The following is a 23,962-nucleotide window of genomic DNA, read 5'->3' as shown; positions in this document are numbered from 1 at the left end:
GCGGGAAAGGTCGACCGGCACCCTCAAGCGGTCGGTTCTGCCGAAGGCAAACCGACCGGGTTGAATCGGGTTGGGCGCGACACGCTTTAGCGAACCGGGCTCACCTTAGCGGCAGCAGCAGTCTGAGCACGGGCGGACCGTCGAACACGCCGTCGCGTGGATATTCCTCGCGATGGTGCGGAGGCTCCAGGGAGCGGGCCATGCCCTTCGTCGTCAGCCAGGCGATCATCCGTCCGTAATGCGCCACGACGTCGCCGTCGGCCTGTCCGTGCCACGACGCCACGTAGCGGCGTGGCGGCAGTTGGAGACCGACGAGCCCGCCGACCGGCACCGCCTCTTCGGCCGCCACGCCGGCGAAATAGCGAAAGCGTTCGGGTCCGTCGTTGAAGGACAGGCCGATGATCGGTCCGCTCCAGAGGTCTCCCTTGCCCAGCCTGGCCTGAAGCGCCGTCAGCGTGGCGCGGACGGAGCCTGCCGCGGCCTCGCCGTGGCTGCCTTCCCATTCGAGGCCGACCAGCGTCTCCGCCGGGCGGTCGAGCACGGCGAAGCCGGAGACGTCGAGACGGGTTTCCTCGCAAAGCTGGCACATGGCTGGGGACGTCCGCTGGTCGGGGGCGATGCCTGCTGCCTACAGCATCGGCAGGCCGGATGGCCAGCATGTTCCGGATCGGGTCCCGACCTGCAAGGTGACGACAGCGTCCGTCAGGAGCCACGCCAGGCGGGACGGTTTCGGGTTGACGCCGGCGAGCGGCGCCGCGTTAGGTCGTCGACGCAACCGCCCATGCTCCCGCCACCCCGGACGGCACCCCATGACGCCCCAGATATCCCTTGCATCGGCCCGACGCATCGCCCTCGCCGCGCAAGGCTTCGGCGAAAGGCGCTCGGATGCGGCGCGAACATGGCGGCACATGAGTGCGGTGCTGGCCCGCACGGGGTTGTTCCAGATCGATTCCGTCAGCGCCGTCGTCCGCGCGCACTACATGCCCGCCTTTTCGCGGCTCGGCGCCTATCCGCGGCGGCTGATCGACGATGCGGCCGCGCGAAGACCGCGACGGCTTTTCGAATACTGGGCGCATGAAGCATCCTACCTGCCGGTCGAAACCTGGCCCCTGATGCAGTGGCGCATGCACGATGCCCGCGACAACCGCGGCATCTATGGCGGCCTTGCCCGGTTCGGGCGCGAGCGCGCGGACTATATCGAGACCATCTTCCGAAAGGTCGAGGCGGAGGGGCCGCTGGCGGCGTCGGCGATCGACGGCCAGAAGGGCGAAGGCGGCTGGTGGGGCTGGAGCGACGCCAAGCATGCGTTCGAATGGCTGTTCTGGGCCGGGCGCATCACCACGGCGAGCCGGCGAGGCTTCGAGCGGCTCTACGACCTGCCCGAGCGGGTCATTCCGCGTGCGATCCACGACCAGCCGACGCCCGCGCGCGCGGACGCCATCCGAAGACTGCTGAAGATTTCGGCCGACGCGCTCGGCGTCGCAACGGCGGCCGACCTGCGCGACTATTTTCGCCTGTCGCCGAACCAGGCCGACGGCCGAATCGCCGAACTGGTCGAAAACGGCGACCTCGTGCCGGTGAAGGTGGAAGGCTGGAGCCAGAAGGCGTTTCTCGCCGCGGGGACGAGGGTTCCGCGACGGATACGCGGCAGCGCCCTGCTCGCGCCGTTCGACCCCCTCATCTGGGAGCGCGGCAGAACCGAGCGCCTGTTCGGGTTCCGCTACCGCATCGAAATCTACACGCCAGCACACAAGCGCACGCATGGCTACTACGTCCTGCCCTGGCTGCTGGACGAAGCACTCGCCGCAAGGCTCGATCTGAAGGCCGACCGTGCCGCACGCGTCCTGCGCATGAACGGCGCCTTCGCGGAAGAGGGCGCACCCCGCCACGTCGCGCAATCGCTCGCACGTGACTTGCGTCTCATGGCAGAATGGCTGGACCTCGACGACGTCGTGGTCACCGACCGAGGCGATCTCGCCCCGGCCCTGGCCGAGGCGTTGCGAACGACCTGACCTGAGGTCAGCCGATCTTGCGGACGCGCGCCTTGCGGGCTGCGTAGCGGGCGTCGCGACGCGCCTTGCGGGCGACGTCCTCGGCGAGCTCTTCGGCCCGACGCGCTTCTTCTTCCTGCGCCCGCAATTCGGCCGCGCGACGCTCTTCTTCCTCGCGCGCCAGGCGTTCCGCCTCGCGCTGGGCTTCGCGTTCGGCCTTCAACCGCGCTTCTTCCGCCAGTTTGGCCTGCCGGCGCGCTTCCTTTTCCTTCTCGCGTTCGGCACGGGCCTCGGCGATGGCGCGGCGCTCGGCCATGCGAGCCTGATACTCAGGATCGCTTTCGTCCGGGCGCTGCTTGAATTTCTCCAGGAGGGCGGCCTTTGCGGCCAAGGCGTCCTGACGCCTGTCGACGAAATTATCGCGGTACTTCAATTCTGACCTTCAACCTGTTCAATGCATATGCATTTGGTCACGTAGACCGAGCTTGAGCCGATCAGCGGGAAACCGAGATCGGTGGGCGTTTACGCCATCATGGGAACGGCTCGTTCGAGCCGCAGTGGAGATTGTCGCATCGCGGCTCACCGGGTTACCCCCTGAGGCACAGCGATTCACGGCCACATTACTGGTAAATCGCCCGAGCAACGCTCGCGATCTAGTCCCTGGCCGCCGTAAGGTCAAGCCTCGGGCCGAGAATTCGCGACCATTCGTCTCGCGATTTCGTCCGGCGGACGGGGCTGGAGCGCGATGGCGGGGAGCGGGGCTCAGCGATGAACGGACGGTCGCCTTGGACGAACGCGGGCGGGCAGCTGCGATCGCAACACCTCGCCCACTTCGACGCGGGCCATGTCGATCAGATAGGCGAGCATGTCGAGCTTCTCCATCTCCGCCATGCCCCGGAGTTGACCGAGCATGGCGTGGATGTAGTCCAGTCTCGCCTCGCGCTGCGAGGCATTGACGTGGGGAGACGTGGTCCTGTTGCTCTCGTGTCGGGTCATGGCGGCGGCGGCGTCTCCTCGAGCCGGCTCTTCGCCGGTTGCAATCCCCCTGCCTTGGGAGACACTTTCGACGCGATCCGTGAAACGGCCGGTCATCTTGCCGCCCCTCCCCGGTACAACCACGCCCCGCAGGCATTGGCATATTTATAGTTGCATTACTTTCCTCAAACAACCAATCTGCGGTTGCATCGCTCCGCGGGCTATTCCGGCGCTGGGGCTTGACCATGGCGATTTCGCCCGCCATGTGACGGGAGAATTCCAACATTGGCGGCCTGTGCGGACCAACTCCGGACTTTCCCGTCGCCCAGGGAAGCATCAGACCACATGGACGTCGTCGTCGTTGAATCGCCTGCCAAGGCCAAGACAATCAACAAGTATCTCGGCAAGAACTACAAGGTTCTCGCCTCTTTTGGCCACGTCCGTGACTTGCCCGCCAAGGACGGCTCCGTGCGGCCGGACGAAGACTTCGCCATGTCCTGGGAAGTGGACGGCCCATCCGCCAAACGGCTCGCCGACATCGTCAAGGCCATGAAGGACGCCGACGGCCTGATCCTGGCCACCGATCCGGATCGCGAGGGCGAGGCGATCTCCTGGCATGTGCTCGAGGTGTTGCGCCAGAAGAAGGCGATCAAGGACAAGTCCGTCAGCCGCGTCGTCTTCAACGCCATCACCAAGCAGTCCGTGCTCGACGCCATGGCCAATCCGCGCGCCATCGACGCGCCTTTGGTCGACGCCTATCTGGCGCGGCGCGCGCTCGACTATCTCGTCGGCTTCACGCTGTCGCCGGTGCTGTGGCGCAAGTTGCCGGGCGCGCGCTCGGCCGGCCGCGTTCAATCGGTGTCCCTGAGGCTCGTCTGCGACCGCGAAGCGGAGATCGAACGCTTCATCCGCGAGGAATACTGGCTGATCGGCGTGGTGCTCGGCACGCCCCGCTCGGAGAGCTTCGAGGCCCGCCTGACGGCGTTCGACGGCAAGAAGCTGCAGAAGCTCGACATCAAGACGCAGGACCAGGCGATCGCCATCAAGGCGATGCTCGACGGGGCGAGCTTCAAGGCGCTGTCGGTCGAGGCCAAGCCCACGCGGCGCAACCCGGCCGCGCCGTTCACCACCTCGACGATGCAGCAGGCCGCCTCCTCGCGGCTCGGCTACTCGGCCTCCCGCACCATGCAGGTCGCGCAGCGCCTGTACGAAGGCATCGACATCGGCGGCGAGACGACGGGTCTCATCACCTACATGCGAACCGACGGCGTGCAGATGGCGCCCGAGGCGATCGAGGCCGCCCGTGCGACCATCGCCAAGGAGTTCGGCGCGCGCTACCTGCCCGACAAGCCGCGCCAGTATTCCGCCAAGGCCAAGAACGCGCAGGAAGCGCACGAGGCGGTACGCCCGACCGATTTCTCTCGCACGCCCGCGTCTGTCCGGGCTCATCTCGACAATGACCAGGCCCGGCTCTACGAGCTGATCTGGAAGCGCGCCATCGCAAGCCAGATGCAGCCGGCCGAGATCGAGCGCACCACGGTCGAGATCGAGGCCGTCAACGATGCCAGGACCGCCAATCTGCGCGCGGTCGGGTCGGTCATCCGCTTTGACGGTTTCATCGCCGCCTACACCGACCAGAAGGAAGAGGACACCGACGACGAGGACGAGCGTCGCCTGCCCGAGATCCGCGCCGACGAGACGCTGAAGCGCGAGAAGATCGACGCCGTGAAGCACTCGACCGAACCGCCGCCGCGCTACTCGGAAGCCTCGCTGATCAAGAAGATGGAAGAGCTCGGCATCGGCCGTCCCTCCACCTATGCCGCGACGCTGAAGACGCTCGAAGACCGCGAATACGTCAAGGTCGACAAGCGCAAGCTGATCCCGGAAGCCAAGGGCCGGCTGGTCACGGCCTTCCTCGAAAGCTTCTTCCGGCGCTACGTCGAGTATGACTTCACCGCGGCGCTGGAGGAAAAGCTCGACGAGATTTCCGACGGGCGTCTCGCGTGGAAGGACGTGCTGCGCGATTTCTGGCGCGAGTTCTCCGGTTCGGTGGAAGAGATCAAGGAACTGCGGGTCACCGACGTCCTGGAGGCGCTGAACGAGGAACTGGCGCCGCTGGTGTTTCCCGCGCGCGAGGACGGCACCGAGCCGCGCTCCTGCCCGAAATGCGGCGAAGGCCAGCTGTCGCTCAAGCTCGGCCGCTACGGCGCGTTCGTCGGCTGCTCCAACTACCCCGAATGCGGCTTCACCCGCCAGCTGGGCGACGGCAACGGCAATGGCGAGCAGGCCGGCGACGGCGGCGACAGGGCGCTCGGCGCCGATCCGCACACCGGCGAGGAAATCGCGCTCAAGAGCGGCCGTTTCGGGCCCTACGTGCAGCGCGGCGAGGGCAAGGAGGCCAAGCGGGCGAGCCTGCCCAAGGGCTGGACGCCGGACAGCATCGATCACGAAAAGGCGATGGCGCTGCTGTCGCTGCCCCGCAATGTCGGTCAGCATCCCGAGAGCGGCAAGATGATCTCGGCGGGATTGGGCCGGTACGGACCCTTCCTGCTCCATGACGGGGTCTACGCCAATCTCGAAACCATCGAGGACGTGTTCTCGGTCGGCATCAACCGCGCGGTCTCGGTTCTGGCCGAGAAAGCCGCCTCCAAGGCCGGCGGTGGCCGCCGCGGCGCCACCGCCGCGGCGTTGAAGGACCTTGGCGACCATCCCGACGGCGGCGGCAAGATCACCGTGCGCGACGGCAAGTATGGGCCCTATGTCAACTACGGCAAGGTCAACGCGACGCTGCCCAAGGGCAAGGAACCGTTGACCGTGACCGTGGAGGACGCCCTGGCGCTGATCGCCGAGAAGGCCGGCAAGTCGGGCGGCGGCAAGGCCGCCTCGGCCAGGAAGGCCGCACCCAAGAAAGCCGCCACCAAGAAAGCCGCGCCGAAGAAGGCGCCGGCCAAGGCGGCCGCGAAGAAACCCGCTGCGGCGAGCGCTGGAAAGAAGGGCTGAAGCCTTTGGCGAAACGAGTTCCCGGCACGAAGACCTCCCGCGGCAAGAGCGGGAATACCGTCGCCGCGGAGACTGAACCCAACGCCTTTCGCCCCACGCGCGATCAGGTGCTGACCTTCATCGCCGAGAATCCGGATCGCGCGTCGAAGCGGGACATCGCCAAGGCCTTCGGTCTGCGCGGCGACGATCGCATCTGGCTCAAGGCGCTGCTGGCCGACCTGCAGGACGACGGCCTGCTCGAAAAGCGCGCCAAGCGGCTGCACAGGCCCGGCGCCCTTCCCCATGTCGCGGTCCTCGAGATCTATGGCCGCGATACCGATGGCGGTCTGCTCGCAAGGCCCTCCGAAACCCAGTCGGACGTCGACACGAACGTCGTCGTCGCCATTCGTGCCTCGAAGATCGGCAAGGGCCCTGTCCCCGGCATCGGCGATCGGGTTCTCGCCCGTGTGTTCCCGGGCGAGGAGGCCGACGGACCCGACTACACCGGCCGGGTGATGAAGGTCTTCGAGAAGCGGCGCGACACGGTGCTCGGCGTGATCCGCCAGCTCGCCGACGGCACGCTGCGCACCGAGGCCGTCGACCGCCGCCAGCCGGAAATGCTGATCGATCCCGAAAATCTGGGCGATGGACAGGTCGGCGACCTCGTCGAGCTCGAGCCGCTTCGCCCGACACGCTACGGGCTGCCGCGCGGAAAGGTCGTTTCGGTCGTCGGGTCGCTGACGAGCGAGAAGGCGGTCTCGATGATCGCCATCCACGCGCACGAAATTCCCCATGTGTTCCCGCGCGACGTGCTGGAGGAAGCAGAGGCCGCCGGGGCCGCTTCCCTCGAAGGGCGCGAGGACTGGAGGAATGTCCGGCTCGTCACCATCGATCCCGCCGACGCCAAGGATCATGACGACGCGGTGTTTGCCGAACCCGACACGGACGCGGCCAACCCCGGCGGCGTCGTCGTCACCGTCGCCATCGCCGACGTCGCGGCCTATGTCCGTCCGGGATCGGCGCTCGACCGCGAAGCGCTGAAGCGCGGCAACTCCGTCTATTTTCCCGATCGCGTCGTGCCGATGCTGCCCGAGCGCATTTCCAACGACCTCTGCTCGCTGCGGCAGGGCGAAGACCGTCCGGCGCTGGCCGTGCGCATGACTTTTGCGGCCGACGGCCGCAAGGTCCGCCACGCCTTCCATCGCATCATGATGCGCTCGTCGGCCAAGCTCGCCTACCAGCAGGCGCAGGCCGCCATCGACGGCGCACCGGACGAGACGACGGAGACGACGGCCCCCTTGCTCGACGGCGTCCTGAAGCCGCTCTGGGACGCCTACGCGGTCCTGTCGCGCGGCCGGGACCAGCGCGGGCCGCTGGAACTCGACCTCCCTGAGCGCAAGCTCGTCCTCAAGCCCGACGGAACGGTCGACCGGGTGACGGTCCCCGAACGGCTCGCGGCGCACCGCCTGATCGAGGAGTTCATGATCCAGGCGAACGTCGCCGCCGCCGAAACCCTGGAGGCGCGGAAGCAGGCGCTCGTCTATCGCATTCATGACGCGCCGTCGCTCGCCAAGCAGGAATCGCTGCGCGAGTTCCTGCAGACGGTCGGCCTGTCGCTCGCACGCGGAGCGCAGTTGCGCCCCTCCCAGTTCAACTCCATCCTCGAACGGGCGCGGGGCCAGGACAACGAAACCCTGATCAACGAGGTGGTGCTGCGGTCTCAGAGTCAGGCGGAATACGCGCCCGGCAACATCGGCCATTTCGGCCTGAACCTGCGCCGGTACGCCCATTTCACCTCGCCCATCCGTCGCTATGCCGACCTGATCGTCCATCGCGCGCTCATCGCCGCCCTCGGTCTCGGCAAGGATGGCTTGACGCCGGGCGAGGAAGCGCGTCTCGAGGACACCGCCGCGCTGATCTCGGCCGCCGAGCGACGGGCCATGGCCGCGGAGCGCGACACGGTCGACCGGCTGATCGCCGAGCATCTGGCCGCCCGCAAGGGCGAAACCTTCGAAGCCCGCATCGGCGGCGTCACCAAGGCCGGGCTCTTTGTCAGATTGCCGCAGTATGGCGCGGATGGCTTCGTACCGGTGTCAACGCTGGGCAATGACTACTATATCTACGACGAAGCGGCGCATTCCCTCGTCGGAGAGCGGCGCGGCAAGGGCTTCCGCCTCGGCGATTCGGTGGAAGTGAAACTGGTCGAGATCGCGCCTCTGGCCGGAAGCATGCGCTTCGAGATGCTGAGCGAACCTCGACCGTTGCCTGCGGCAACGCGTTCCTTTCACAAGGCGAAGGGACAGACGCGGAGGCTTCAGTCAAAGGCACCACGGCGGGCGCAGTCCGGCCGCGGAAGGAGCAAATAGATGGAACGACAGACCTTTGGGGGCGAAAGCCACTCCGGCCGCCCGGAGCGGAACCTGTGGCAGGCGATGAAGCGCGGTTTCATGGGCCGCTGCCCGCATTGCGGCGACGGCCGGCTCTTCTCGGGCTTCGCCCGCACGGCGGAGCGCTGCGATGCATGCGGCGAAGCGTTTCACCATCACCGCGCCGACGATCTTCCCGCCTACCTCGTGATCTTCATCGTCGGACACGTCGTCGTGGCCGCCTTCATGGGGGCCGACGCGACCACCGACCTGTCGATGTGGACGCATCTGGCCATATGGGTGCCGATCACGATCCTGTCGTCGATTGCGCTTCTCCAGCCGATCAAGGGAGCCGTTGTCGGCTTGCAGTGGGCGTTGTACATGCACGGCTTCGGCGGCCATGCCGAGGAACTCGAGACGCATCCGGAAGCCTGACGGCGTCCGCACTGACGAGGGAGGACGCTCTCCATGGAGGGCATGACGCGATCCGAGGTCGACAAGGCCGAGAACAAGGATTTCGCGCTCGGCGGCAAGCCGATGCGCCCTCGGGACGCGGCGACGCTGATCCTTCTCGACCGATCGGGTTCCGAGGTGAAGGTGCTGATCGGCCGGCGCCATCGCAGCCACGCCTTCATGCCCGGCCGTTTCGTCTTCCCCGGCGGGCGCACCGACCCGCATGACAGCCGCGTTCCGACCGCGACGCCGCTGCTCCCGGAAGAGGAGATGCGCATCGTCGGCAAGGGAACCCGCGCTTCGGCCGCGCGCGCCCGCGCCATCGCCTTGTCGGCGATTCGCGAGACCTACGAGGAAGCGGGACTGCTGATCGGTCGCGCCATGGCGTTCAGGACGACCCGACCGGGCTGGCAGGGCTTCGTCGAACACGGCGTGACGCCCGAGCTCGATCGCCTGCGCTTCATCGCGCGCGCCATCACGCCGCCCGGACGCGTGCGTCGCTACGACACCCGGTTCCTCGCCGCCTGGCGGGATGACGTGGCCGTGGAACTGCCGGAGGGCGGCCCCACCAACGAGCTCGAGGAGCTCTGCTGGCTGTCCATCGAGGACGCCAAGAAGGCCGAGATCCCCGCCATCACGCGCACGGTGCTCGACGAGTTGAAGACCCGGCTCGACGGCGACCCGGACCTGAAGCCTGGCCATCCCGTTCCCTTCTACAGGATGTTGCGCAACCGCTTCACGCGCGATCTCGTCTGAGAGTGGGCCAGAACACATGACGGGGGTCGTTCCGGTCGATCACGGCGACGCGCCTGAAGGCGTGAAATGGCTGTCGCTCGCCGCCGCCATCGCATCCATTTCCGCCGTCGGGGTGGCGATCGGCCTCGGCGTGCCGCTGCTGTCCATCATCCTGGAGCAACGCGGCCATTCCGCCACGGCCATCGGCTTCAACACCGCGGTGGCCGGCCTCGCCTCGGTGGCGGTGGCGCCGCTGGCGATTCCCATCGCCACGCGTCTCGGCGTCGCCTTCACCATGCTGATCGCCATCGCGCTCGGCGCCAGCTGCTTTGCCGGCTTCTATTTCACCGACGACTACGGGATGTGGATCGTCCTTCGTGCCCTGATGCATGTGGGAATCACGCTCCTCTTCATCCTGTCGGAATTCTGGATCAGCGCGTCGGCGCCGCCGCGCCGGCGCGGGCTGGTGCTCGGCATCTACGCCACCGTGCTCTCGCTGGGCTTTGCCTTCGGCCCGTGGCTGTTCGCCCGCATCGGCAGCGAAGGCTTCGCACCCTTCGGGACCGGCGTCGCCATCACCTTGCTGGCCGCCCTGCCGGTGATCGCCGCATGGCGGGAGAGCCCGGACATATCGAGCCATTCCGGCGGCGCGGCCGGCAAGCGGTTCTCGCACTACATCCTGCTCGTGCCGACGGCGACGGCGGCCGTCCTGGTGTTCGGAGCGGTCGAGACGGGCGGCTTCGCCCTGTTCCCGGTCTATGGCGCGCGTCTCGGATATTCGGAGGCGGACTCGGCCCTGCTGCTCACGGCGATCGGGCTCGGCAACGTGCTCCTGCAGGTGCCGCTGGGCATGATCAGCGACCGCACGCGCGACCGCCGCATCATGCTCGCCGCCTGCGCCTTCGTCGGCCTCGCCGGCATGCTGGCCCTGCCCTGGCTGGCCTCGAACTGGCACGCGACCGCCGCCGTCCTGTTCGTCTGGGGCGGCGTTGTCGCCGGCCTCTACACGATCGGCCTCGCCCATCTCGGCTCGCGACTCAGCGGACGCGACCTCGCATCGGCCAATGCCGCCTTCGTCTTCTGCTACGGTCTGGGCATGATCCTCGGCCCGCAGGCCATCGGCCTCGGCATGGACGCGGTGGGAACCCATGGATTTGCATGGTCGCTGGCGCTGTTCTTCGCCGCCTACCTGTTGCTCGCCTTCGTTCGCATGCTGGCGCGCGCGCCATGAAGACCCCGGCCCGCGGCATGTTTCGCGGCCCGATGCCCTTGACATTCGAGCCCGCTCGTTTAAGTCACGGCGAACTTTCCGCGGACGGTCGGACCGTCGCGCGCCTCATGGCGTGAGATCGGAAGCCCCAACATACAGGATGGACATCTGTCATGGCCAAAGCCGCGAACATCAAGATCAAGCTTCTTTCGACCGCCGACACCGGCTTCTTCTACGTGACGAGCAAGAACAGCCGCACCAAGACCGACAAGCTGTCGTTCCGCAAGTACGACCCGATCGCCAAGAAGCACGTCGAGTTCAAGGAAACGAAGATCAAGTAGACGGTCCAGCGCCGTCCACCCTTTCGAACGCCGCCTTCGGGCGGCGTTTTGCGTTTCGGACTGCCCGCCCGCATTCGTCTCGCCGCGCGACGGGAGCGGCAGCCTGGCAGGGCGAGCGCGTCGCGGCCAGCACGCCAGGTTCTTGGATGAAGGGGATCGTCGTCAAAGGCGGCCGGCCGGCGACTGACAGCGGTACGAGGAGGCCACTTGACGTCAGCACCGGCCGGCCAACCCCACGGAACCCAGGAGATGCGGCGGACCTGAGCATCATGGGGTATCTGGGTTGGACGCAAGAAAGGGTTTCGCGGCTTCGCGATTGCATCCTTGTGACCGGAGATTTGCGCAACCCTGGATAAAAATCAACAGTTTCTTAATCATGTCGGCACTTTACGTCATGTTAACGTAAACTTTCGCCGCAAGACCTCTGAAACTGTACCGTTTTGGGTCGTTGGGGGCTGCTCTCCCCGCAGGCGTCTCAGGCCGCGCGGCCGACCACCCGGTTCCGGCCGCCGTTCTTGGCATCGTACAATGCGCGGTCGGCGCGCTTGATCAGCGACGCCGCGTCGTCGTGCAGATCGTACATCTGGGCGACGCCGACGCTGATCGTGACCGGAACCCGTGCATCGCCCACGGCGAAAGGCTCTGCGGCCACGTCGCTGCGCAGCCGCTCGGCGATCCGCTCGGCGGTCGGTCCGTCGGTGTCGGGCATGACGACGACGAACTCCTCGCCGCCATAGCGGCAGGCCAGATCGACGCCGCGCACGCTGCGCCGCAACCGGCCCGCGAACTCCCTCAGCACCGCATCGCCGCCATCATGGCCCCAGGCATCGTTGATGGCCTTGAAGCGGTCGAGATCGGTGATCATCAGCGACAGCGGACGACGTCGCGCCTGCGCCCGGTCGACCAGCGTAAGCAGGTGGCTGTCGAGATAGCGTCGGTTGTGCAGGCCGGTCAGGCCGTCCGTCACGGCCAGTTCGATGGTTTCGGTGACGGACGCGCGCAGATGGTCGTTGTAGCGCTTGCGCTTCACCTGGGTGCGCATGCGCGCGATCAGCTCCTGCGGGTCGAGCGGGCGCACGATGTAGTCGTTGACGCCGAGTTCGAGCGCGCGCGCCACGCGCATGTCGTCGCCCGGCTCGACGACGAGGATGATCGGCAGGAAGCGGGTGCGGTCGAGCGAGCGCAGCTGCGAGCAGAGGCGCAAGGGATCGAATCCCTCGAACGCGGTGGTGATGACGATGCAGTCATAGGCCCCTTCCGCGGCCCGAAACAGGCCGTCCTGGGGATCGTGCGTCACGTCCACCATCGCCGCGTCGGCGAATTTGGCGCGGATCGAAAGCGCCGAACCGGGCTGCCCGTCGACCAGAAGGATGCGCGGCAGGCCGCCGTCGGGGCTCCTGGTGCCGGCGATGAGGGCTTCCACGCCGATCGCCCGCGTGGTCGAGGCGCGCAGCCGAAGCTCGTCCGACAGCACCTTGAGCCGCACGAGGCTCTTCACGCGCGTCATCAGCTGGAGGTCGTTGGCCGGCTTGGTGAGAAAATCGTCCGCGCCCACCTCCAGCCCGCGGATCCGGTCGGCGACCTGGTCGAGGGCCGTCACCATCACCACCGGGATGTGCGCCGTCGCCGGGTCCGCCTTGATGCGCCGGCAAACCTCGAACCCGTCCATCTCGGGCATCATGATGTCGAGCAGGACGACGTCCACCCGGCCGGTTTCGCACAGTTCCAGCGCCTGCGCGCCGCTGGTGGCCGTCAGCACCTCGAAATATTCGGCGAGCAGCCGGGCTTCGAGGAGCCGCAGATTGGCCGGAACGTCGTCCACGACGAGGATGCGCGCTGTCATGCCGAATGTCCGTCGGTCGGGGCGCCGCTCACGCGTCGCCCAGGTAGGATTTGATCGTCTCGATGAACTTGCCCACCGAAATGGGCTTGGAGATGTAGGCTTCGCAGCCGCCCTGGCGGATCCGCTCCTCGTCGCCCTTCATGGCGAAGGCCGTGACCGCGATCACCGGTATGGAGTGAAGGTCGTCGTCTTCCTTCAGCCATTTGGTGACTTCGAGCCCCGAAACCTCGGGAAGCTGGATGTCCATGAGGATGAGGTCGGGGCGGTGCGCGCGCGCGAGGTCGAGCGCCTCCAGCCCGTTGCGCGTGCGAACGGTTTCGTAGCCGCTGGCCTCGATCAGGTCGCGGAAGAGCTTCATGTTGAGCTCGTTGTCCTCGACGATCATCACCTTCTTGGCCATTGCTTGTCCCACCCAGCCCGCGACTTTCGGTGTTCCCCGCCGTCGCGTTCCCGTCCCATCGTGCCGAAGACGTTAGCGCAATATGATTGACGAAAGACGAATCGCATTGCAGCGCCATGCGCGGCGCCGGCTGGGGCGTTGCGTGTCATGTCCCGACGGCATATGAGCGGGCCATGGCTATTTCAAGAATCCCGCCCGGCGCCGGCGCATCGACGGTCTCCAGAGGCGATGCCGAAGCGCTCGCCATCGACGCGCTCGGCTTCATCGCCTCCGACCCGGTCCTGATGCCGCGCTTCCTGGCGATCAGCGGCATCGAAGCCGACCAGATCAGGCGCGCCGCGGTCGAGCCCGGCTTTCTGGCGGGCGTGCTCGGCTTCCTGCTCTCGCACGAACCCAGCCTGATGGCATTCTGCGAGGCGACCGGGACCGATCCGGCCGCCGTGGGCCGCGCCGCGCGATCGCTGCCAGGCGGCGCAGACGATTTCGAGAGGTCCATGTGAGCGACGATCCCGAGACCGCGCGCCAGATCGCGGCGCTGGCGCTGGACGACCGTCCCCTTCTCGTCCTCGACGTCGACGACGTGCTTTTGCATTTCGTACGGCCCTTTCCCCGCTATCTCGAAGGCCTCGGCTACCGGCTGACGTTCGATTCGTTTCGCCTGACCGGCAACATCCACCACCTGCAGACCGGCGCCGCCGCCGAACAGGCGCTGGTGACCGAACTGCTCGACGCCTTCTTCGTCGCCCAGTCGGACTGGCAGACGCTGACCGACGGCGCCGCCGAAACGCTGGCCGGCTTCGCAACAGACGTCGAGATCGTGCTCCTGACCGCGATGCCGCACCGCCATCGCGATGCCCGCCGCCTGCATCTGGACAGGCTCGGCTTGACCTATCCGCTGGTCACGACCGAAATGGCCAAGGGGCCTGCGATCCGCAGCCTGCGCGGCCCGAAAGGCCGGCCGGTCGCTTTCGTCGATGACCAGCCGCGGAACCTCGTCTCGGCGAAGGAGAGCGTTCCCGACACGCATCTGTTCCACCTCATGGCCGAGAACACGCTGCGCGACCTCCTGCCACCGCCGCCGGACGGCATCCATGTCGTGACCGACTGGCACGAGGCCGGGCCGAAGATCGCCGCAGCGCTCGGCGTCTGACGCGCGCGGCCGGCATCCCGCCGGCTGCGTCTCCTCTCACAACTCCAGCCGCATCAGCGGCCGTCCGGGCTTGCGAAGCGCCACCTGGCGGAAGCCGGCGGCCTCGAAGATCCGTGTCGAGCCGACGAACAGTCCGACCGATTTCGATTGCTTGGCCTCGTCGATCGGGCAGGCATCCAGGATCCGCGCGCCGTTCTGGCGTGCATACAGAATGCCTTCGGCCACGAGCCGGTGGGAAAGGCCCTTGCCCCGCGCCTTCGAGCGGATGAAGAAGCAGGAGATCGCCCACCCGGAAGGAGCGGCGGCGTTCTCCCCCTCGAGCGGCGCGGACACCCGGCGCGCATTGTTCCACTCGGGCACGTCGGCGCGCGGACCGATCTGCATCCAGCCCACCGGCCGGCGATCCTCGAAGGCGATCAGCCCCGGCGGCGGGCCGGCTTCCACCCGGTTCTGGAGATGTGCCTTGTTGGTCTCGCGCGTGCCGGCGCGCCGCCGCGCCGGCGGGAGGCGGAAATAGCTGCACCAGCACCCGTAGCAGGCGCCCTGCGGGCCGAACAGATCCTCCAGCGCCGGCCACAGGTCGAAGGTCAACGGCCGGACATCCACGTCCTGCAGGTCGGCTGTCATCGCAAGTCCTTCGTCAGGGGTCGTCTTGCCCCGGTCCGGTGGCTCGATTAAGATGCGGTTTGTTCTCTTTATGTTCGCATCGATGCCGTTTGCTGTCAACGATCCCTCGGCCGGTTTCTGCCGCGACTGCCTGGGCCTCCAGGTGGAGCGGAACGCCCGCCGCTGCGTTCATTGCGGCAGTCCGCGCCTCGTCCGGCATGCCGAGCTCTACGCGCTGTCCCTGGCCCATATCGACTGCGACGCGTTCTACGCCGCCGTCGAGAAGCGCGACCGGCCCGAGCTGCGCGACCGGCCCGTCATCATCGGCGGCGGCAAGCGCGGCGTCGTCTCGACCGCCTGCTACATCGCACGCATCAACGGCGTCCGCTCCGCCATGCCGATGTTCAAGGCGCTCGCCGCCTGCCCGCAGGCGGTCGTCATCAAGCCGGACATGGACAAATATGCCCGCGTCGGCCGTGAGGTCCGGGCGATGATGCAGGCGCTTACCCCGCTGGTCGAGCCGATCTCCATCGACGAGGCGTTCCTCGACCTGTCGGGCACCGAAAGGCTGCACGGCATGCCGCCGGCGCTGGTGCTGGCGCGGTTTTCGCGCGAGCTGGAAAAGGAGATCGGCATCTCCGCGTCGGTCGGCCTGTCCTATTGCAAGTTTCTCGCCAAGGTCGCGTCCGATTTCCAGAAGCCGCGCGGCTTCTCCGTCATCGGCGAGGCGGAGGCGGTTTCGTTTCTCGCCGAAAAGCCGGTGACGATGATCTGGGGCGTCGGCAAGGCGTTCGCCGAGGTGCTCGAACGCGACGGCATCCGGCTCATCGGCCAGCTGCAGTCGATGGAACGCAGCGCGCTGATGAAGCGCTACGGCACAATGGGCGACCGGCTCTATCACCTGTCGCGCGGGCTCGACGAACGCAAGGTCCACGCCGAGCACGAAGCCAAGAGCGTTTCGGCCGAGACCACTTTCGACACCGACCTCGCATCGTCCGAGGACCTCGTGCCGGTGCTGCGCGCCCTGTCGGAAAAGGTCTCGACCCGGCTGAAGAAGGCCGGGATCGCCGGCCGCACGATCGTGCTCAAGCTCAAGACCAGCGACTTTCGGATCCGCACGCGCAACCGGCAGCTCGCCGACCCGACCCGCCTCGCCGACAGGATCTTCTCGACGGGGCTGGACCTCCTGCGCAAGGAAACCGACGGCACCCGCTACCGGCTGATCGGGATCGGCGTCAGCGATCTGTCCGACGCGTCGCGCGCCGATCCGCCCGACCTCGTCGATCTTGGCTCCCGCAAGCGTGCGCTGGCCGAGGGCGCCATCGACCGGTTGCGCGACAAGTTCGGCAAGGCGGCGGTCGAGACGGGCTACACCTTCGGCCGCGGCCGCAATGCCCGGCCGCAGCGCGAGGGCGACGAGTGACCCGGCCACCGCGCGCCCCGTCGCGGCAACGCCGCCGCCGGGCGTCGAGGTTGACGGACGTAACAACATAACATATCGACTGCCGGGCCGCAGTTTCGCCGGCCGATGATGCCATGACCCAGCCCGTTCTCGCCTTTCGCGACCTGACACTCGGATACGACCGCCATCCCGCCGTCCATCACCTGACGGGCGACGTGGCGCGAGGGTCGCTGACGGCCGTCGTCGGGCCGAACGGATCGGGCAAGTCCACGCTCATGAAGGGCATCGTCGGCGTGCTCGCTCCGCTCGGCGGCCAGGTCGGCGTGGCGCCGGGAACACGCATCGCCTACCTCGCCCAGCAATCCGAGATCGACCGCACCTTTCCCGCGCGCGTGATCGACCTCGTGCGCCTGGGCCTGTGGGGCAAGCGCGGCCTGCTCGGCCGCTACGACGCGGCCGACCACGCCAATTGCCGCAAGGCCCTGCAGGCCGTGGGGCTGGACGGGTTCCAGGACCGGCCGCTCGACACGCTTTCCGGCGGCCAGTTGCAGCGCGCGCTGTTTGCCCGGGTTCTCGTCCAGGACGCCGACCTGATCCTGCTCGACGAGCCCTTCAACGCCATCGACGTCAACACGGTCGCCGATCTCGTCGCCCTCATCCGGCTCTGGCACGGAGAGAAGCGAACCATCCTCGTCGTCGCCCATGACCTCGACCTGGTGCGGCGGCACTTTCCCGAGACGCTCATCCTGTCGCGGCGGAAGGTGGCCTGGGGACCGACCCTGGACGTGCTCATTCCCGAAAATCTCGCCCGCGCCCGCAATTTCGACGAGGCCTGGAGCGACGATGCGCCATGGTGCGAGCCCGATCACGTGCATGGCGGGCCCGATCACGTGCATGGCGGGCCCGATCACGGTCACTCGCACGATCACCATGACGGCCACGCCCGTCACGAACATCCGCGGCCGGCCGGCGCACCGGCGCACGGCCACGGCTCGGGTCGAGGCGGCCGATGATCGATTTCCTCGTGTCGCCCTTCATCGAGTTCGCCTTCATGCAGCGCGCGCTGCTCGGCGCGGTCCTGCTCTCGATCTCGTCTTGCCCCGTCGGCGTGTTCCTGATGCTGCGGCGCATGAGTCTCGCCGGCGACGCGATGGCCCATGCCATCCTTCCCGGTGCGGCGATCGGCTTTCTTCTGTATGGCCTGGCCATCGTTCCCATGACGATCGGCGGCCTGATCGCAGGGGCGGTGGTCGCGCTCGGCGCCGGCGCCGTGTCGCGTTTCACCTTGCAGAAGGAAGACGCCTCGCTGGCCGCCTTCTATCTGATCTCGCTTGCGCTCGGCGTCATGATCGTGTCGCTGCGCGGGTCGAGCGTCGACCTGATGCACGTCCTGTTCGGCACCGTCCTCGCGCTGAACGACGACGCCCTGACGCTGATCGGCGCGATCTGCGCCATCACGCTGGTCACGCTCGCCGTTCTCTGGCGCGGACTGGTGGCCGAATGCCTCGATCCGCTGTTTCTCCGCTCGGTCAGCCGGATCGGCACGGTCGTCCACTTCGCCTTCCTGGCGCTGGTCGTCCTCAATCTAGTGGGCGGCTTTCAGGCGCTGGGCACCTTGCTCTCGGTCGGCCTGATGATGCTGCCGGCCGCCGCAGCCCGGTTCTGGACCGCGCGCGTCGGGCCGATGTGCGTCCTTGCCGTGGCGATCGGCCTGGCCTCCAGCCTGTCGGGCCTGCTCCTGTCCTATCACGCGGCGCTGCCGTCGGGGCCTGCGATCGTGCTGTCGGCCGGCGCGGCCTATCTCCTGTCCATCCTGTTCGGCACCCGGGGGCTCATGGCCGTGCGCAGCCGCCATCGCCACAAGGCGGCCTGACGACGCCCTATTCGTGCCGCAGCGCGTCGATCGGATCGAGGCGCGCGCCCCGAAGCGCCGGGAAGAAGCCGAACACCATGCCGATCATCGCCGAGAAGCCGAAGGCCATCAGCACGATCAGTGCCGACGGGCTGAACGGGATCGACAGCGCATAGGCGACGCCGCCCGCGATGCCGAGGCCGAGCAGGACGCCGGTCAGCCCGCCGATCGCCGACAGGACCGTGGCCTCGACGAGGAATTGCAGTAGGATGTGCCGCTCATGCGCGCCGATGGCGAGCCGGATGCCGATCTCGCGCGTCCGCTCCGTCACCGAAACCAGCATGATGTTCATGATGCCGATGCCGCCCACGAGCAGCGAGACTCCCGCCACCGCGCCCAGCATGCCGGTCATGGCGGTCGTCGCGCTGGTCATCGCATCGGCAACCTGGGTCATGTCGCGCACGGAGAAGTCGTCATCGGCATCGGGCGCCACGCGCCGGCTCTCGCGCAGCAGGTCCTCCATCCGCGCCTGGATCTGGGAGGTGGCGACGCCGTCGCGGCCGGCGACGTAGATCGTCTCGATGTCGCGACTGCCGGCGATCCGCCGCTGGAAGGCGGCGAGCGGCATCATGACGACGTTGTCCTGATCCTGCCCGAAGCCGGAAAAGCCCTTCGATTCGAGCAGGCCGATCACCCGGCAGCTCATCTGCTTGACCCGGATCGTCGACCCTTCCGGATCTCCGGCGCCGAAGAACTGCCGGCTGACGGTGGTGCCGATGATGCAGACGTTCGAGCCGGCTCGAAGCTCCGAATCGTTGAAGACCCGGCCCGAGGTCAGCGCCCAGTTGCGGGCCGGAAAGTAGGAATCGTCCGTGCCCGTCACCGCCGATTGCAGGCTTTCGGTTCCGAACACGACGCGCACCCGCGACTGCGAGGCCGCCGAGACCGCCTCGACGTCGGCAAGCCGCAACGACAAGGTCTCGTAGTCGCGCTGCGAAAGCGGCCGCGCCGCGACCCGCGGCCCGCCGGGGCCCGTATCGGCGCCGGAGCGCACCACCAGAAGGTTCGAGCCCAGCTTGGCGATGTCCGCCTTCACCTTCTCCGTCGTTCCCGTGCCGATGGTGATCATGGCGATCACCGCCGCCACGCCGATCACGATGCCGAGCAGCGTGAGGAAGGAGCGCAGGGCATTGCGTCGAACCGAGGTCAGGGCCAGGCGAACCGCTTCCCAGATCATCAGGCCATCTCCGTCACGCGGGAATCCGAGGCCACCTTGCCGTCGAGGAACTTGAGCTGGCGATCCGCATAGGCGGCGATGTCGGCCTCGTGCGTCACCATCACCACGGTGAGGTTCTTTTCCCGGTTGAGCTCGATGAGCAGTTCCATGATCTCGTGGCTGCGCGCTGTGTCCAGGTTGCCGGTGGGCTCGTCGGCGAGAAGCAGCGTCGGTTCCGACACGATCGCCCGGGCGATGGCCACGCGCTGCTGCTGTCCGCCGGACAGTTCGGCCGGTGTGTGGTTCTCGCGCCCGGTCAGCCCCACCCGGTCCAGCGCCGCGAGCGCGCGGGCCCGCCGTTCGCGCGACGGCACGCCGCGATAGACCAGCGGCAGTTCGACGTTTTCGGCCGCTGTCGTGCGGGCGAGCAGGTTGTAGCCCTGGAAGACGAAGCCGATGTAGAGGTTGCGCAGGATGGCGCGCCGCTGCCGGTCCAGGCGCCCGGCATCGATGCCGTCGAAGGCGTAGACGCCCCGCGTCGGCGTATCGAGGCAGCCGATGATGTTCATCGCGGTCGACTTGCCGGATCCGGAAGGCCCCATGATCGCGACGAAATCGCCGCGCTCGATCTCCAGCTCCACCCCCGCCAGCGCATGGACGGTCGCTTCGCCGCGGCCGTAGGTCTTCCAGACCCCCGAAAAGGACAGGAGCGGTGCGCTCATCGCGCCGCGTCCCCGCCAGTGCGGGTGCCCACCACCACCGGATCGCCCTCCTCGATGCCGGACAGGATCTCGGTGTCCTCGCCATCGGTGGCGCCGGTGCGAACCCTGGTCGCGACGGGCGCGCCGTCGCGCAGCACGTAGATCGTGCGGCTGCCGTCGCCGGCCACCGTCGGGCTGCGCCGTTCGAAGATCCGTCCCATGCGGCGCCCGCCAAACAGGCTGTCGAGGCTCCAGCCGCTCGACTGGTCGACCACGGGCGGGCGGAACCGGAACGCGGCACTCGGCACGGTGATGACGCCGTTCGCCTCGCGCGTCACGATCGTCACCGTCGCCGTCATGCCGGGCCGCAGCGACAGGTCCTGGTTGTCCACGGCGAGCTTCGCGTCATAGGTCACCACGTTGTCGGTCGTCACCGAGGCGAACGAGATGTCGGAGATCGTCGCGTCGAAGGTCCGGTCCGGATAGGCGTCCACGGTGAAGCGCGCCTTCTGGTCCTTCTTCACCGCGCCGATGTCGGCCTCGTCGATGGCCGCCTTCAGCACCATCGTCGTCAGGTCCTCGGCGATGACGAAGAGCACCGGCGCCGACAGCGACGAGGCGACGGTCTGGCCCGGGTCGACGTCGCGCGACAGGACGATGCCGTCGATGGGCGCGTAGATCGTGCTCTTGGCGAGATCCGTCTCCTGGATCGTCAGGTCCGCGGCGGCGATGGCGACGTTGGCATCGGCGATGGCGACCGCGCTCTGCGCCCGGTCGCGCGTCGCCACCGCGCTCTCCAGCGCCTGGTCGGAAACCATCCCACGCGAAAACAGGTTCTGCGTGCGCGTCAGCGTCTGCTCGCTTTCGCGCAAGGTGGTCTGCGCATCGGCAAGCCGCGCCTCGGCGGCCTTGAGCGAGGCCTGGGCGCGCTCGACCTGCGCGGCGCGGCTCGTGGTGTCGAGGGCCGCGAGCACGTCGCCCCGGGCCACCTCCTGGTTCTCCGCGACGGCGACCGAGCGCACCACGCCCGACAATTCGCTCGACACGTCCACCTGGGTCAGCGGCTGCAGCGTGCCGGTGGCCGACACCTCGATGGTCAGGTTGCCGCGCGCCGCCGGCACCGTCGAGAACGCGACCGTCTGGGCGCCCTGCCCCGAACTCCACCAGGCATAGAATCCGCCGGCGGCGATCACCGCCAGCGCCACGACCACGGGCATGCGCCAGGACCGGCGCGGCCGGCCGCCCCCCGGCTCGAGGCCGAGCGCCGTCTCGATCGATGGAGCCTGCGCCGGCTTCGGCTTCTCGACGATCTGATCCATGACCGGCCTTTCTGACGCGGAAGCCGGAACCGGCCCCCGGCGCACGACCGGGGCTGGAACCTCACGCAGCGTCCTCTTCCCGCCTCAAATCGGCGGAGCCCCTTCATCTTACAAGTTAATTCTTGCTCATCTTTGCGCTGGATCATCTATCGCCGGGAAGCGGGCGCCCGGACGGCGGCGAGGCGTCCTCATGAAAAGTTGAACGGCAGGACGGTCGCCGCACGGCGCGCCTGCGCTACCTTCCAACCAGCCGTCGCCCGACATGCCGCGGCGCTTCCGTATCAATTCCGATGGAGGACGACATGACGATCACACGCCGTGCAACGCTGGGCCTTGGCCTGGCCGGAATCACGAGCATCGGCCTGACCACGATCATGCCCTATGCCGCGCTTGCCCAGTCCGAGGGGGGCGACGCCTACGAGACCGAGACGGGGCGGATCACCATCCATCCGATCGATCATGCCTCCTTCGTGATGACGACGCCGTCGATGGTGATCTATTGCGACCCGGTCGGCGAACCCGCCGCCTATGCGGCCCACCCGGCGCCGGACCTGATCCTGATCACGCACGAGCACGGCGACCACTACAACGCCGACACGCTGGCGGCGCTGGTCGTCGACAACACCCGGCTCGTCACCAACCCGGCCGTCTACGACATGCTGTCCGACGACCTGAAGGCCAAGGCCACCGCCATCGCCAATGGCGAGACGACGACGGTCGACGGCATGGAGATCGAGGCGATCCCGGCCTACAACACCACCGAGGAGCGCCTGCGCTACCATCCGAAGGGCCGCGACAATGGCTACGTCATGGCGATCGACGGCCGCCGCGTCTACATCGCCGGCGACACCGAGGACATTCCGGAGATGCGGGCGCTGACCGACATCTACATCGCCTTCGTGCCGATGAACCTGCCCTTCACGATGGATGTCGACCAGGCGGCCTCGGCCGTCGCCGAGTTCAAGCCGGCTTACGTCTACCCCTACCACTACCGCGACAGCGACCCGCAGGCCTTCGCCGACAAGGTCGCGGCCTCCGACGCGGAGACCGAAGTCGTGATGGGCGCCTGGTACGGCTGACCCGGCCGCGAAATGGCTCACCCCGGCGATGCCGTCGTCCACGCTCGCCGGGGCGAACCGCGTCAGGCCCACGCCCTACGCGTGCAGAACCTTCAAGCGCTTTCGCAGCCTCCCCGCATCGGAACGCCCGGCTTGCGGCCGCTTCCACATCGCGGCAACCACCTGATGCTTCCGACGGCTTCCCGTAAAACCCGGCCGGAACGATCCGTCCGGTGCGACGTTGTTGCGGCTCGTTTCCTTTTCTTGCTTTCGGAGCCAGCATCATGGACGTCGTCCGCATCCTCGCCGCCATCATCCTGCCGCCGCTCGGCGTCTTTCTTCAGGTGGGGCTAGGACTGCATTTCTGGCTCAACATCCTCCTGACGCTGCTCGGCTACGTGCCGGGCATCATCCACGCGATCTGGGTGGTGGTGCGGAAATGAGGCCGAGTAGGTCGCGGCTGACCTAGCTGTAATCGGAAAGCCGCAGTTCCAGCCCCGGCGCGTTCAGCGCCGTCAGCGCATCTTCCGGCCGGACGACGACGCGGCGGTAGCCGATCGGCGTCGGGTCACGGAAGACGGTGGTGAGCCGCGTGACGGCATCGATCACCCAGATTTCGGGAATGCCGAAGCCTGAAAAGATCAGCGCCTTGCGGCCCTTGTCGTAGTCGAGGCTGGTGTCGGCAATCTCGATCGCCAGCAGGCAGGTCGCGCCGTTCAGCCCTTCCAGCCCGACGGTCGTGTCGTAGAGCACGAAGTCGGGTTCGAGGAAGGTGTCGGGCGAGAGGCGGAACGTCGTCTCGGGCGTGAAGCCGATCGTGTCGGGCAGTTGACGGGCCAGTTGCCGCATCACCCATGTCTTCAGGCGTTCATGGCGCAGGCCCTTCGGCGACATCGGCACCACCTCCCCACCGATGAGTTCGAAACGTTCGTTCTCCGCGATGATGCCGGCCTCGACCATGGCCTCGATCTCGGCCACGGTGAAGGCGCGGCGGCGCAGCCCTTCGGCGGCCTGGGTGGTGCGCAGCTCGGACGTCGCGACGGGAATGAAGCGCTCGTTCATGCGGGGAAGCATAGCACGGCCGCGAATCGCAAAAAACCCGGCGTCGCCGCCGGGTTTCTGAGGCCGTTCGATGGTTCTGGCGTTAGCGGACCCGCACGACCGGGCAGCCGCGGTCGTTGGCGAAGACGGCGCGGACCCAACCGCCGCGATCACGGCCGTCGACCCGGATGGTGCGATGGTTCACGTCGACGATGCGGGCGTTGCGGATGCCCATGCCGCGGGCCTTCTGGAGCGCGTGGCCCGGGGCGCAGACGCCGCGGCCGTAGCGCGGGCCGCCGTGCCAGCCGGGGCCGCCGTGATGGC

Annotated in this window: 24 protein-coding genes and 1 pseudogene; 14 read left to right on the top strand and 11 right to left on the bottom strand. The window is 67.6% G+C overall.

Features of this window, described 5'->3' with window-relative positions:
• Positions 1 to 100: 100 nt before the first annotated feature.
• Positions 101 to 589 carry a GyrI-like domain-containing protein gene (locus tag EJC49_RS11540; RefSeq protein WP_126700084.1) on the bottom strand — a complete coding sequence of 163 codons (489 nt, stop codon included), beginning with the start codon at positions 587 to 589 and terminating at the stop codon, positions 101 to 103.
• 220 nt (positions 590 to 809) lie between these two features.
• On the opposite strand from EJC49_RS11540, the gene EJC49_RS11535 reads away from it, so the two are divergent.
• On the top strand, positions 810 to 2,012 hold the full coding sequence (locus EJC49_RS11535; RefSeq protein WP_126700083.1) for a winged helix-turn-helix domain-containing protein: 1,203 nt from the start codon (positions 810 to 812) through the stop codon (positions 2,010 to 2,012).
• A 7-nt stretch (positions 2,013 to 2,019) separates the two neighbouring features.
• Here EJC49_RS11535 and EJC49_RS11530 read toward each other — a convergent pair whose 3' ends face one another.
• Together EJC49_RS11530 and EJC49_RS11525 are read right to left on the bottom strand one after the other, a co-directional pair.
• Complete coding sequence (locus EJC49_RS11530) at positions 2,020 to 2,424, bottom strand: DUF6481 family protein (RefSeq protein ID WP_126700082.1); 405 nt, start codon at positions 2,422 to 2,424, stop codon at positions 2,020 to 2,022.
• A gap of 329 nt (positions 2,425 to 2,753) precedes the next feature.
• A complete protein-coding gene (locus EJC49_RS11525; RefSeq protein WP_126700081.1) occupies positions 2,754 to 2,987 on the bottom strand; it encodes a hypothetical protein in 234 nt (77 codons plus the stop codon).
• 324 nt (positions 2,988 to 3,311) lie between these two features.
• On the opposite strand from EJC49_RS11525, the gene topA reads away from it, so the two are divergent.
• The 6 genes from topA to rpmG all read left to right on the top strand — a co-directional run bounded on the left by topA (position 3,312) and on the right by rpmG (position 11,050).
• On the top strand, positions 3,312 to 5,966 hold the full coding sequence (gene topA / locus EJC49_RS11520) for a type I DNA topoisomerase (protein ID WP_126700080.1): 2,655 nt from the start codon (positions 3,312 to 3,314) through the stop codon (positions 5,964 to 5,966).
• A 5-nt stretch (positions 5,967 to 5,971) separates the two neighbouring features.
• A complete protein-coding gene (rnr, locus tag EJC49_RS11515) occupies positions 5,972 to 8,311 on the top strand; it encodes a ribonuclease R (RefSeq protein ID WP_126700079.1) in 2,340 nt (779 codons plus the stop codon).
• A complete protein-coding gene (locus EJC49_RS11510; RefSeq protein ID WP_126700078.1) occupies positions 8,312 to 8,746 on the top strand; it encodes a DUF983 domain-containing protein in 435 nt (144 codons plus the stop codon).
• Positions 8,747 to 8,779: 33 nt separating this feature from the next.
• A complete protein-coding gene (locus tag EJC49_RS11505; RefSeq protein ID WP_126700077.1) occupies positions 8,780 to 9,520 on the top strand; it encodes an NUDIX hydrolase in 741 nt (246 codons plus the stop codon).
• Between the two features lie 16 nt (positions 9,521 to 9,536).
• Entirely contained in the window at positions 9,537 to 10,730 is a 1,194-nt protein-coding gene (locus EJC49_RS11500) for an MFS transporter (protein WP_126700076.1), read from the top strand.
• A 152-nt stretch (positions 10,731 to 10,882) separates the two neighbouring features.
• The gene (gene rpmG, locus EJC49_RS11495; protein WP_040995604.1) at positions 10,883 to 11,050 is read left to right on the top strand and encodes a 50S ribosomal protein L33; all 168 of its coding nucleotides are present in this window, start codon (positions 10,883 to 10,885) and stop codon (positions 11,048 to 11,050) included.
• Positions 11,051 to 11,525: 475 nt separating this feature from the next.
• Here rpmG and EJC49_RS11490 read toward each other — a convergent pair whose 3' ends face one another.
• Both EJC49_RS11490 and EJC49_RS11485 read right to left on the bottom strand, forming a co-directional pair.
• The gene (locus EJC49_RS11490; RefSeq protein ID WP_126700075.1) at positions 11,526 to 12,893 is read right to left on the bottom strand and encodes a PleD family two-component system response regulator; all 1,368 of its coding nucleotides are present in this window, start codon (positions 12,891 to 12,893) and stop codon (positions 11,526 to 11,528) included.
• A 28-nt stretch (positions 12,894 to 12,921) separates the two neighbouring features.
• A complete protein-coding gene (locus EJC49_RS11485; protein WP_126700074.1) occupies positions 12,922 to 13,293 on the bottom strand; it encodes a response regulator in 372 nt (123 codons plus the stop codon).
• Between the two features lie 173 nt (positions 13,294 to 13,466).
• Between EJC49_RS11485 and EJC49_RS11480 the strand changes: the two genes are divergently transcribed.
• Together EJC49_RS11480 and EJC49_RS11475 are read left to right on the top strand one after the other, a co-directional pair.
• Positions 13,467 to 13,793, top strand: a complete 327-nt coding sequence (locus tag EJC49_RS11480) for a DUF3572 domain-containing protein (protein WP_126700073.1) — start codon at positions 13,467 to 13,469, stop codon at positions 13,791 to 13,793.
• Positions 13,790 to 14,443 carry a hypothetical protein gene (locus EJC49_RS11475; RefSeq protein WP_126700072.1) on the top strand — a complete coding sequence of 218 codons (654 nt, stop codon included), beginning with the start codon at positions 13,790 to 13,792 and terminating at the stop codon, positions 14,441 to 14,443. The genes EJC49_RS11480 and EJC49_RS11475 overlap by 4 nt, the downstream gene beginning before the upstream one ends.
• 36 nt (positions 14,444 to 14,479) lie before the next feature.
• Here the strand turns inward: EJC49_RS11475 and EJC49_RS11470 are convergent, their stop codons facing one another.
• Positions 14,480 to 15,070: a GNAT family N-acetyltransferase gene (locus EJC49_RS11470; RefSeq protein WP_126700071.1), complete on the bottom strand. Its 591-nt coding sequence runs from the start codon at positions 15,068 to 15,070 to the stop codon at positions 14,480 to 14,482.
• 70 nt (positions 15,071 to 15,140) lie between these two features.
• Between EJC49_RS11470 and EJC49_RS11465 the strand changes: the two genes are divergently transcribed.
• The 3 genes from EJC49_RS11465 to aztB all read left to right on the top strand — a co-directional run bounded on the left by EJC49_RS11465 (position 15,141) and on the right by aztB (position 18,324).
• The gene (locus EJC49_RS11465) at positions 15,141 to 16,472 is read left to right on the top strand and encodes a DNA polymerase IV (RefSeq protein ID WP_126700070.1); all 1,332 of its coding nucleotides are present in this window, start codon (positions 15,141 to 15,143) and stop codon (positions 16,470 to 16,472) included.
• Between the two features lie 113 nt (positions 16,473 to 16,585).
• On the top strand, positions 16,586 to 17,464 hold the full coding sequence (aztA, locus tag EJC49_RS11460; protein WP_126700069.1) for a zinc ABC transporter ATP-binding protein AztA: 879 nt from the start codon (positions 16,586 to 16,588) through the stop codon (positions 17,462 to 17,464).
• Positions 17,461 to 18,324, top strand: a complete 864-nt coding sequence (gene aztB / locus EJC49_RS11455) for a zinc ABC transporter permease AztB (protein WP_126700068.1) — start codon at positions 17,461 to 17,463, stop codon at positions 18,322 to 18,324. Before aztA ends, aztB begins: the two co-directional genes overlap by 4 nt.
• 7 nt (positions 18,325 to 18,331) lie before the next feature.
• Here the strand turns inward: aztB and EJC49_RS11450 are convergent, their stop codons facing one another.
• From EJC49_RS11450 to EJC49_RS11440, 3 genes are read right to left on the bottom strand one after another with little or no spacing between them, the layout of a single operon-like run.
• Complete coding sequence (locus EJC49_RS11450; RefSeq protein WP_126700067.1) at positions 18,332 to 19,540, bottom strand: ABC transporter permease; 1,209 nt, start codon at positions 19,538 to 19,540, stop codon at positions 18,332 to 18,334.
• Positions 19,540 to 20,241: an ABC transporter ATP-binding protein gene (locus EJC49_RS11445; protein WP_126700066.1), complete on the bottom strand. Its 702-nt coding sequence runs from the start codon at positions 20,239 to 20,241 to the stop codon at positions 19,540 to 19,542. Before EJC49_RS11445 ends, EJC49_RS11450 begins: the two co-directional genes overlap by 1 nt.
• On the bottom strand, positions 20,238 to 21,539 hold the full coding sequence (locus EJC49_RS11440; RefSeq protein ID WP_126700065.1) for an efflux RND transporter periplasmic adaptor subunit: 1,302 nt from the start codon (positions 21,537 to 21,539) through the stop codon (positions 20,238 to 20,240). Before EJC49_RS11440 ends, EJC49_RS11445 begins: the two co-directional genes overlap by 4 nt.
• 302 nt (positions 21,540 to 21,841) lie before the next feature.
• Between EJC49_RS11440 and EJC49_RS11435 the strand changes: the two genes are divergently transcribed.
• On the top strand, positions 21,842 to 22,618 hold the full coding sequence (locus EJC49_RS11435) for an MBL fold metallo-hydrolase (RefSeq protein ID WP_126700064.1): 777 nt from the start codon (positions 21,842 to 21,844) through the stop codon (positions 22,616 to 22,618).
• A gap of 263 nt (positions 22,619 to 22,881) precedes the next feature.
• Positions 22,882 to 23,040 carry a YqaE/Pmp3 family membrane protein gene (locus tag EJC49_RS11430; RefSeq protein WP_126700063.1) on the top strand — a complete coding sequence of 53 codons (159 nt, stop codon included), beginning with the start codon at positions 22,882 to 22,884 and terminating at the stop codon, positions 23,038 to 23,040.
• A 22-nt stretch (positions 23,041 to 23,062) separates the two neighbouring features.
• Here EJC49_RS11430 and EJC49_RS11425 read toward each other — a convergent pair whose 3' ends face one another.
• Both EJC49_RS11425 and EJC49_RS25640 read right to left on the bottom strand, forming a co-directional pair.
• A complete protein-coding gene (locus EJC49_RS11425) occupies positions 23,063 to 23,659 on the bottom strand; it encodes a Uma2 family endonuclease (protein WP_126700062.1) in 597 nt (198 codons plus the stop codon).
• Between the two features lie 82 nt (positions 23,660 to 23,741).
• A pseudogene (locus tag EJC49_RS25640) lies at positions 23,742 to 23,962 on the bottom strand (hypothetical protein); the annotation flags it as partial.

The organism is Aquibium carbonis, assembly GCF_003970795.1.
GTDB classification, from domain to species: Bacteria; Pseudomonadota; Alphaproteobacteria; order Rhizobiales; family Rhizobiaceae; genus Aquibium; species Aquibium carbonis.
This window is presented reverse-complemented; position numbering and strand designations above follow the sequence as displayed.

Bases quoted from the DNA above. Each gene is read 5' to 3' on its own strand.
- EJC49_RS11425 (WP_126700062.1), bottom strand. From the start codon at position 23,659: ATGAACGAGCGCTTCATTCCCGTCGCGACGTCCGAGCTGCGCACCACC.
- EJC49_RS11440 (WP_126700065.1), bottom strand. From the start codon at position 21,539: ATGGATCAGATCGTCGAGAAGCCGAAGCCGGCGCAGGCTCCATCGATC.
- EJC49_RS11535 (WP_126700083.1), top strand. From the start codon at position 810: ATGACGCCCCAGATATCCCTTGCATCGGCCCGACGCATCGCCCTCGCC.
- EJC49_RS11470 (WP_126700071.1), bottom strand. From the start codon at position 15,070: ATGACAGCCGACCTGCAGGACGTGGATGTCCGGCCGTTGACCTTCGAC.
- EJC49_RS11525 (WP_126700081.1), bottom strand. From the start codon at position 2,987: ATGACCCGACACGAGAGCAACAGGACCACGTCTCCCCACGTCAATGCC.
- EJC49_RS11445 (WP_126700066.1), bottom strand. From the start codon at position 20,241: ATGAGCGCACCGCTCCTGTCCTTTTCGGGGGTCTGGAAGACCTACGGC.
- EJC49_RS11430 (WP_126700063.1), top strand. From the start codon at position 22,882: ATGGACGTCGTCCGCATCCTCGCCGCCATCATCCTGCCGCCGCTCGGC.
- EJC49_RS11490 (WP_126700075.1), bottom strand. From the start codon at position 12,893: ATGACAGCGCGCATCCTCGTCGTGGACGACGTTCCGGCCAATCTGCGG.
- aztA (WP_126700069.1), top strand. From the start codon at position 16,586: ATGACCCAGCCCGTTCTCGCCTTTCGCGACCTGACACTCGGATACGAC.
- EJC49_RS11480 (WP_126700073.1), top strand. From the start codon at position 13,467: ATGGCTATTTCAAGAATCCCGCCCGGCGCCGGCGCATCGACGGTCTCC.
- aztB (WP_126700068.1), top strand. From the start codon at position 17,461: ATGATCGATTTCCTCGTGTCGCCCTTCATCGAGTTCGCCTTCATGCAG.
- topA (WP_126700080.1), top strand. From the start codon at position 3,312: ATGGACGTCGTCGTCGTTGAATCGCCTGCCAAGGCCAAGACAATCAAC.
- EJC49_RS11505 (WP_126700077.1), top strand. From the start codon at position 8,780: ATGGAGGGCATGACGCGATCCGAGGTCGACAAGGCCGAGAACAAGGAT.
- EJC49_RS11500 (WP_126700076.1), top strand. From the start codon at position 9,537: ATGACGGGGGTCGTTCCGGTCGATCACGGCGACGCGCCTGAAGGCGTG.
- EJC49_RS11450 (WP_126700067.1), bottom strand. From the start codon at position 19,540: ATGATCTGGGAAGCGGTTCGCCTGGCCCTGACCTCGGTTCGACGCAAT.
- EJC49_RS11465 (WP_126700070.1), top strand. From the start codon at position 15,141: ATGTTCGCATCGATGCCGTTTGCTGTCAACGATCCCTCGGCCGGTTTC.
- EJC49_RS11435 (WP_126700064.1), top strand. From the start codon at position 21,842: ATGACGATCACACGCCGTGCAACGCTGGGCCTTGGCCTGGCCGGAATC.
- EJC49_RS11510 (WP_126700078.1), top strand. From the start codon at position 8,312: ATGGAACGACAGACCTTTGGGGGCGAAAGCCACTCCGGCCGCCCGGAG.
- EJC49_RS11485 (WP_126700074.1), bottom strand. From the start codon at position 13,293: ATGGCCAAGAAGGTGATGATCGTCGAGGACAACGAGCTCAACATGAAG.
- rpmG (WP_040995604.1), top strand. From the start codon at position 10,883: ATGGCCAAAGCCGCGAACATCAAGATCAAGCTTCTTTCGACCGCCGAC.
- EJC49_RS11540 (WP_126700084.1), bottom strand. From the start codon at position 589: ATGTGCCAGCTTTGCGAGGAAACCCGTCTCGACGTCTCCGGCTTCGCC.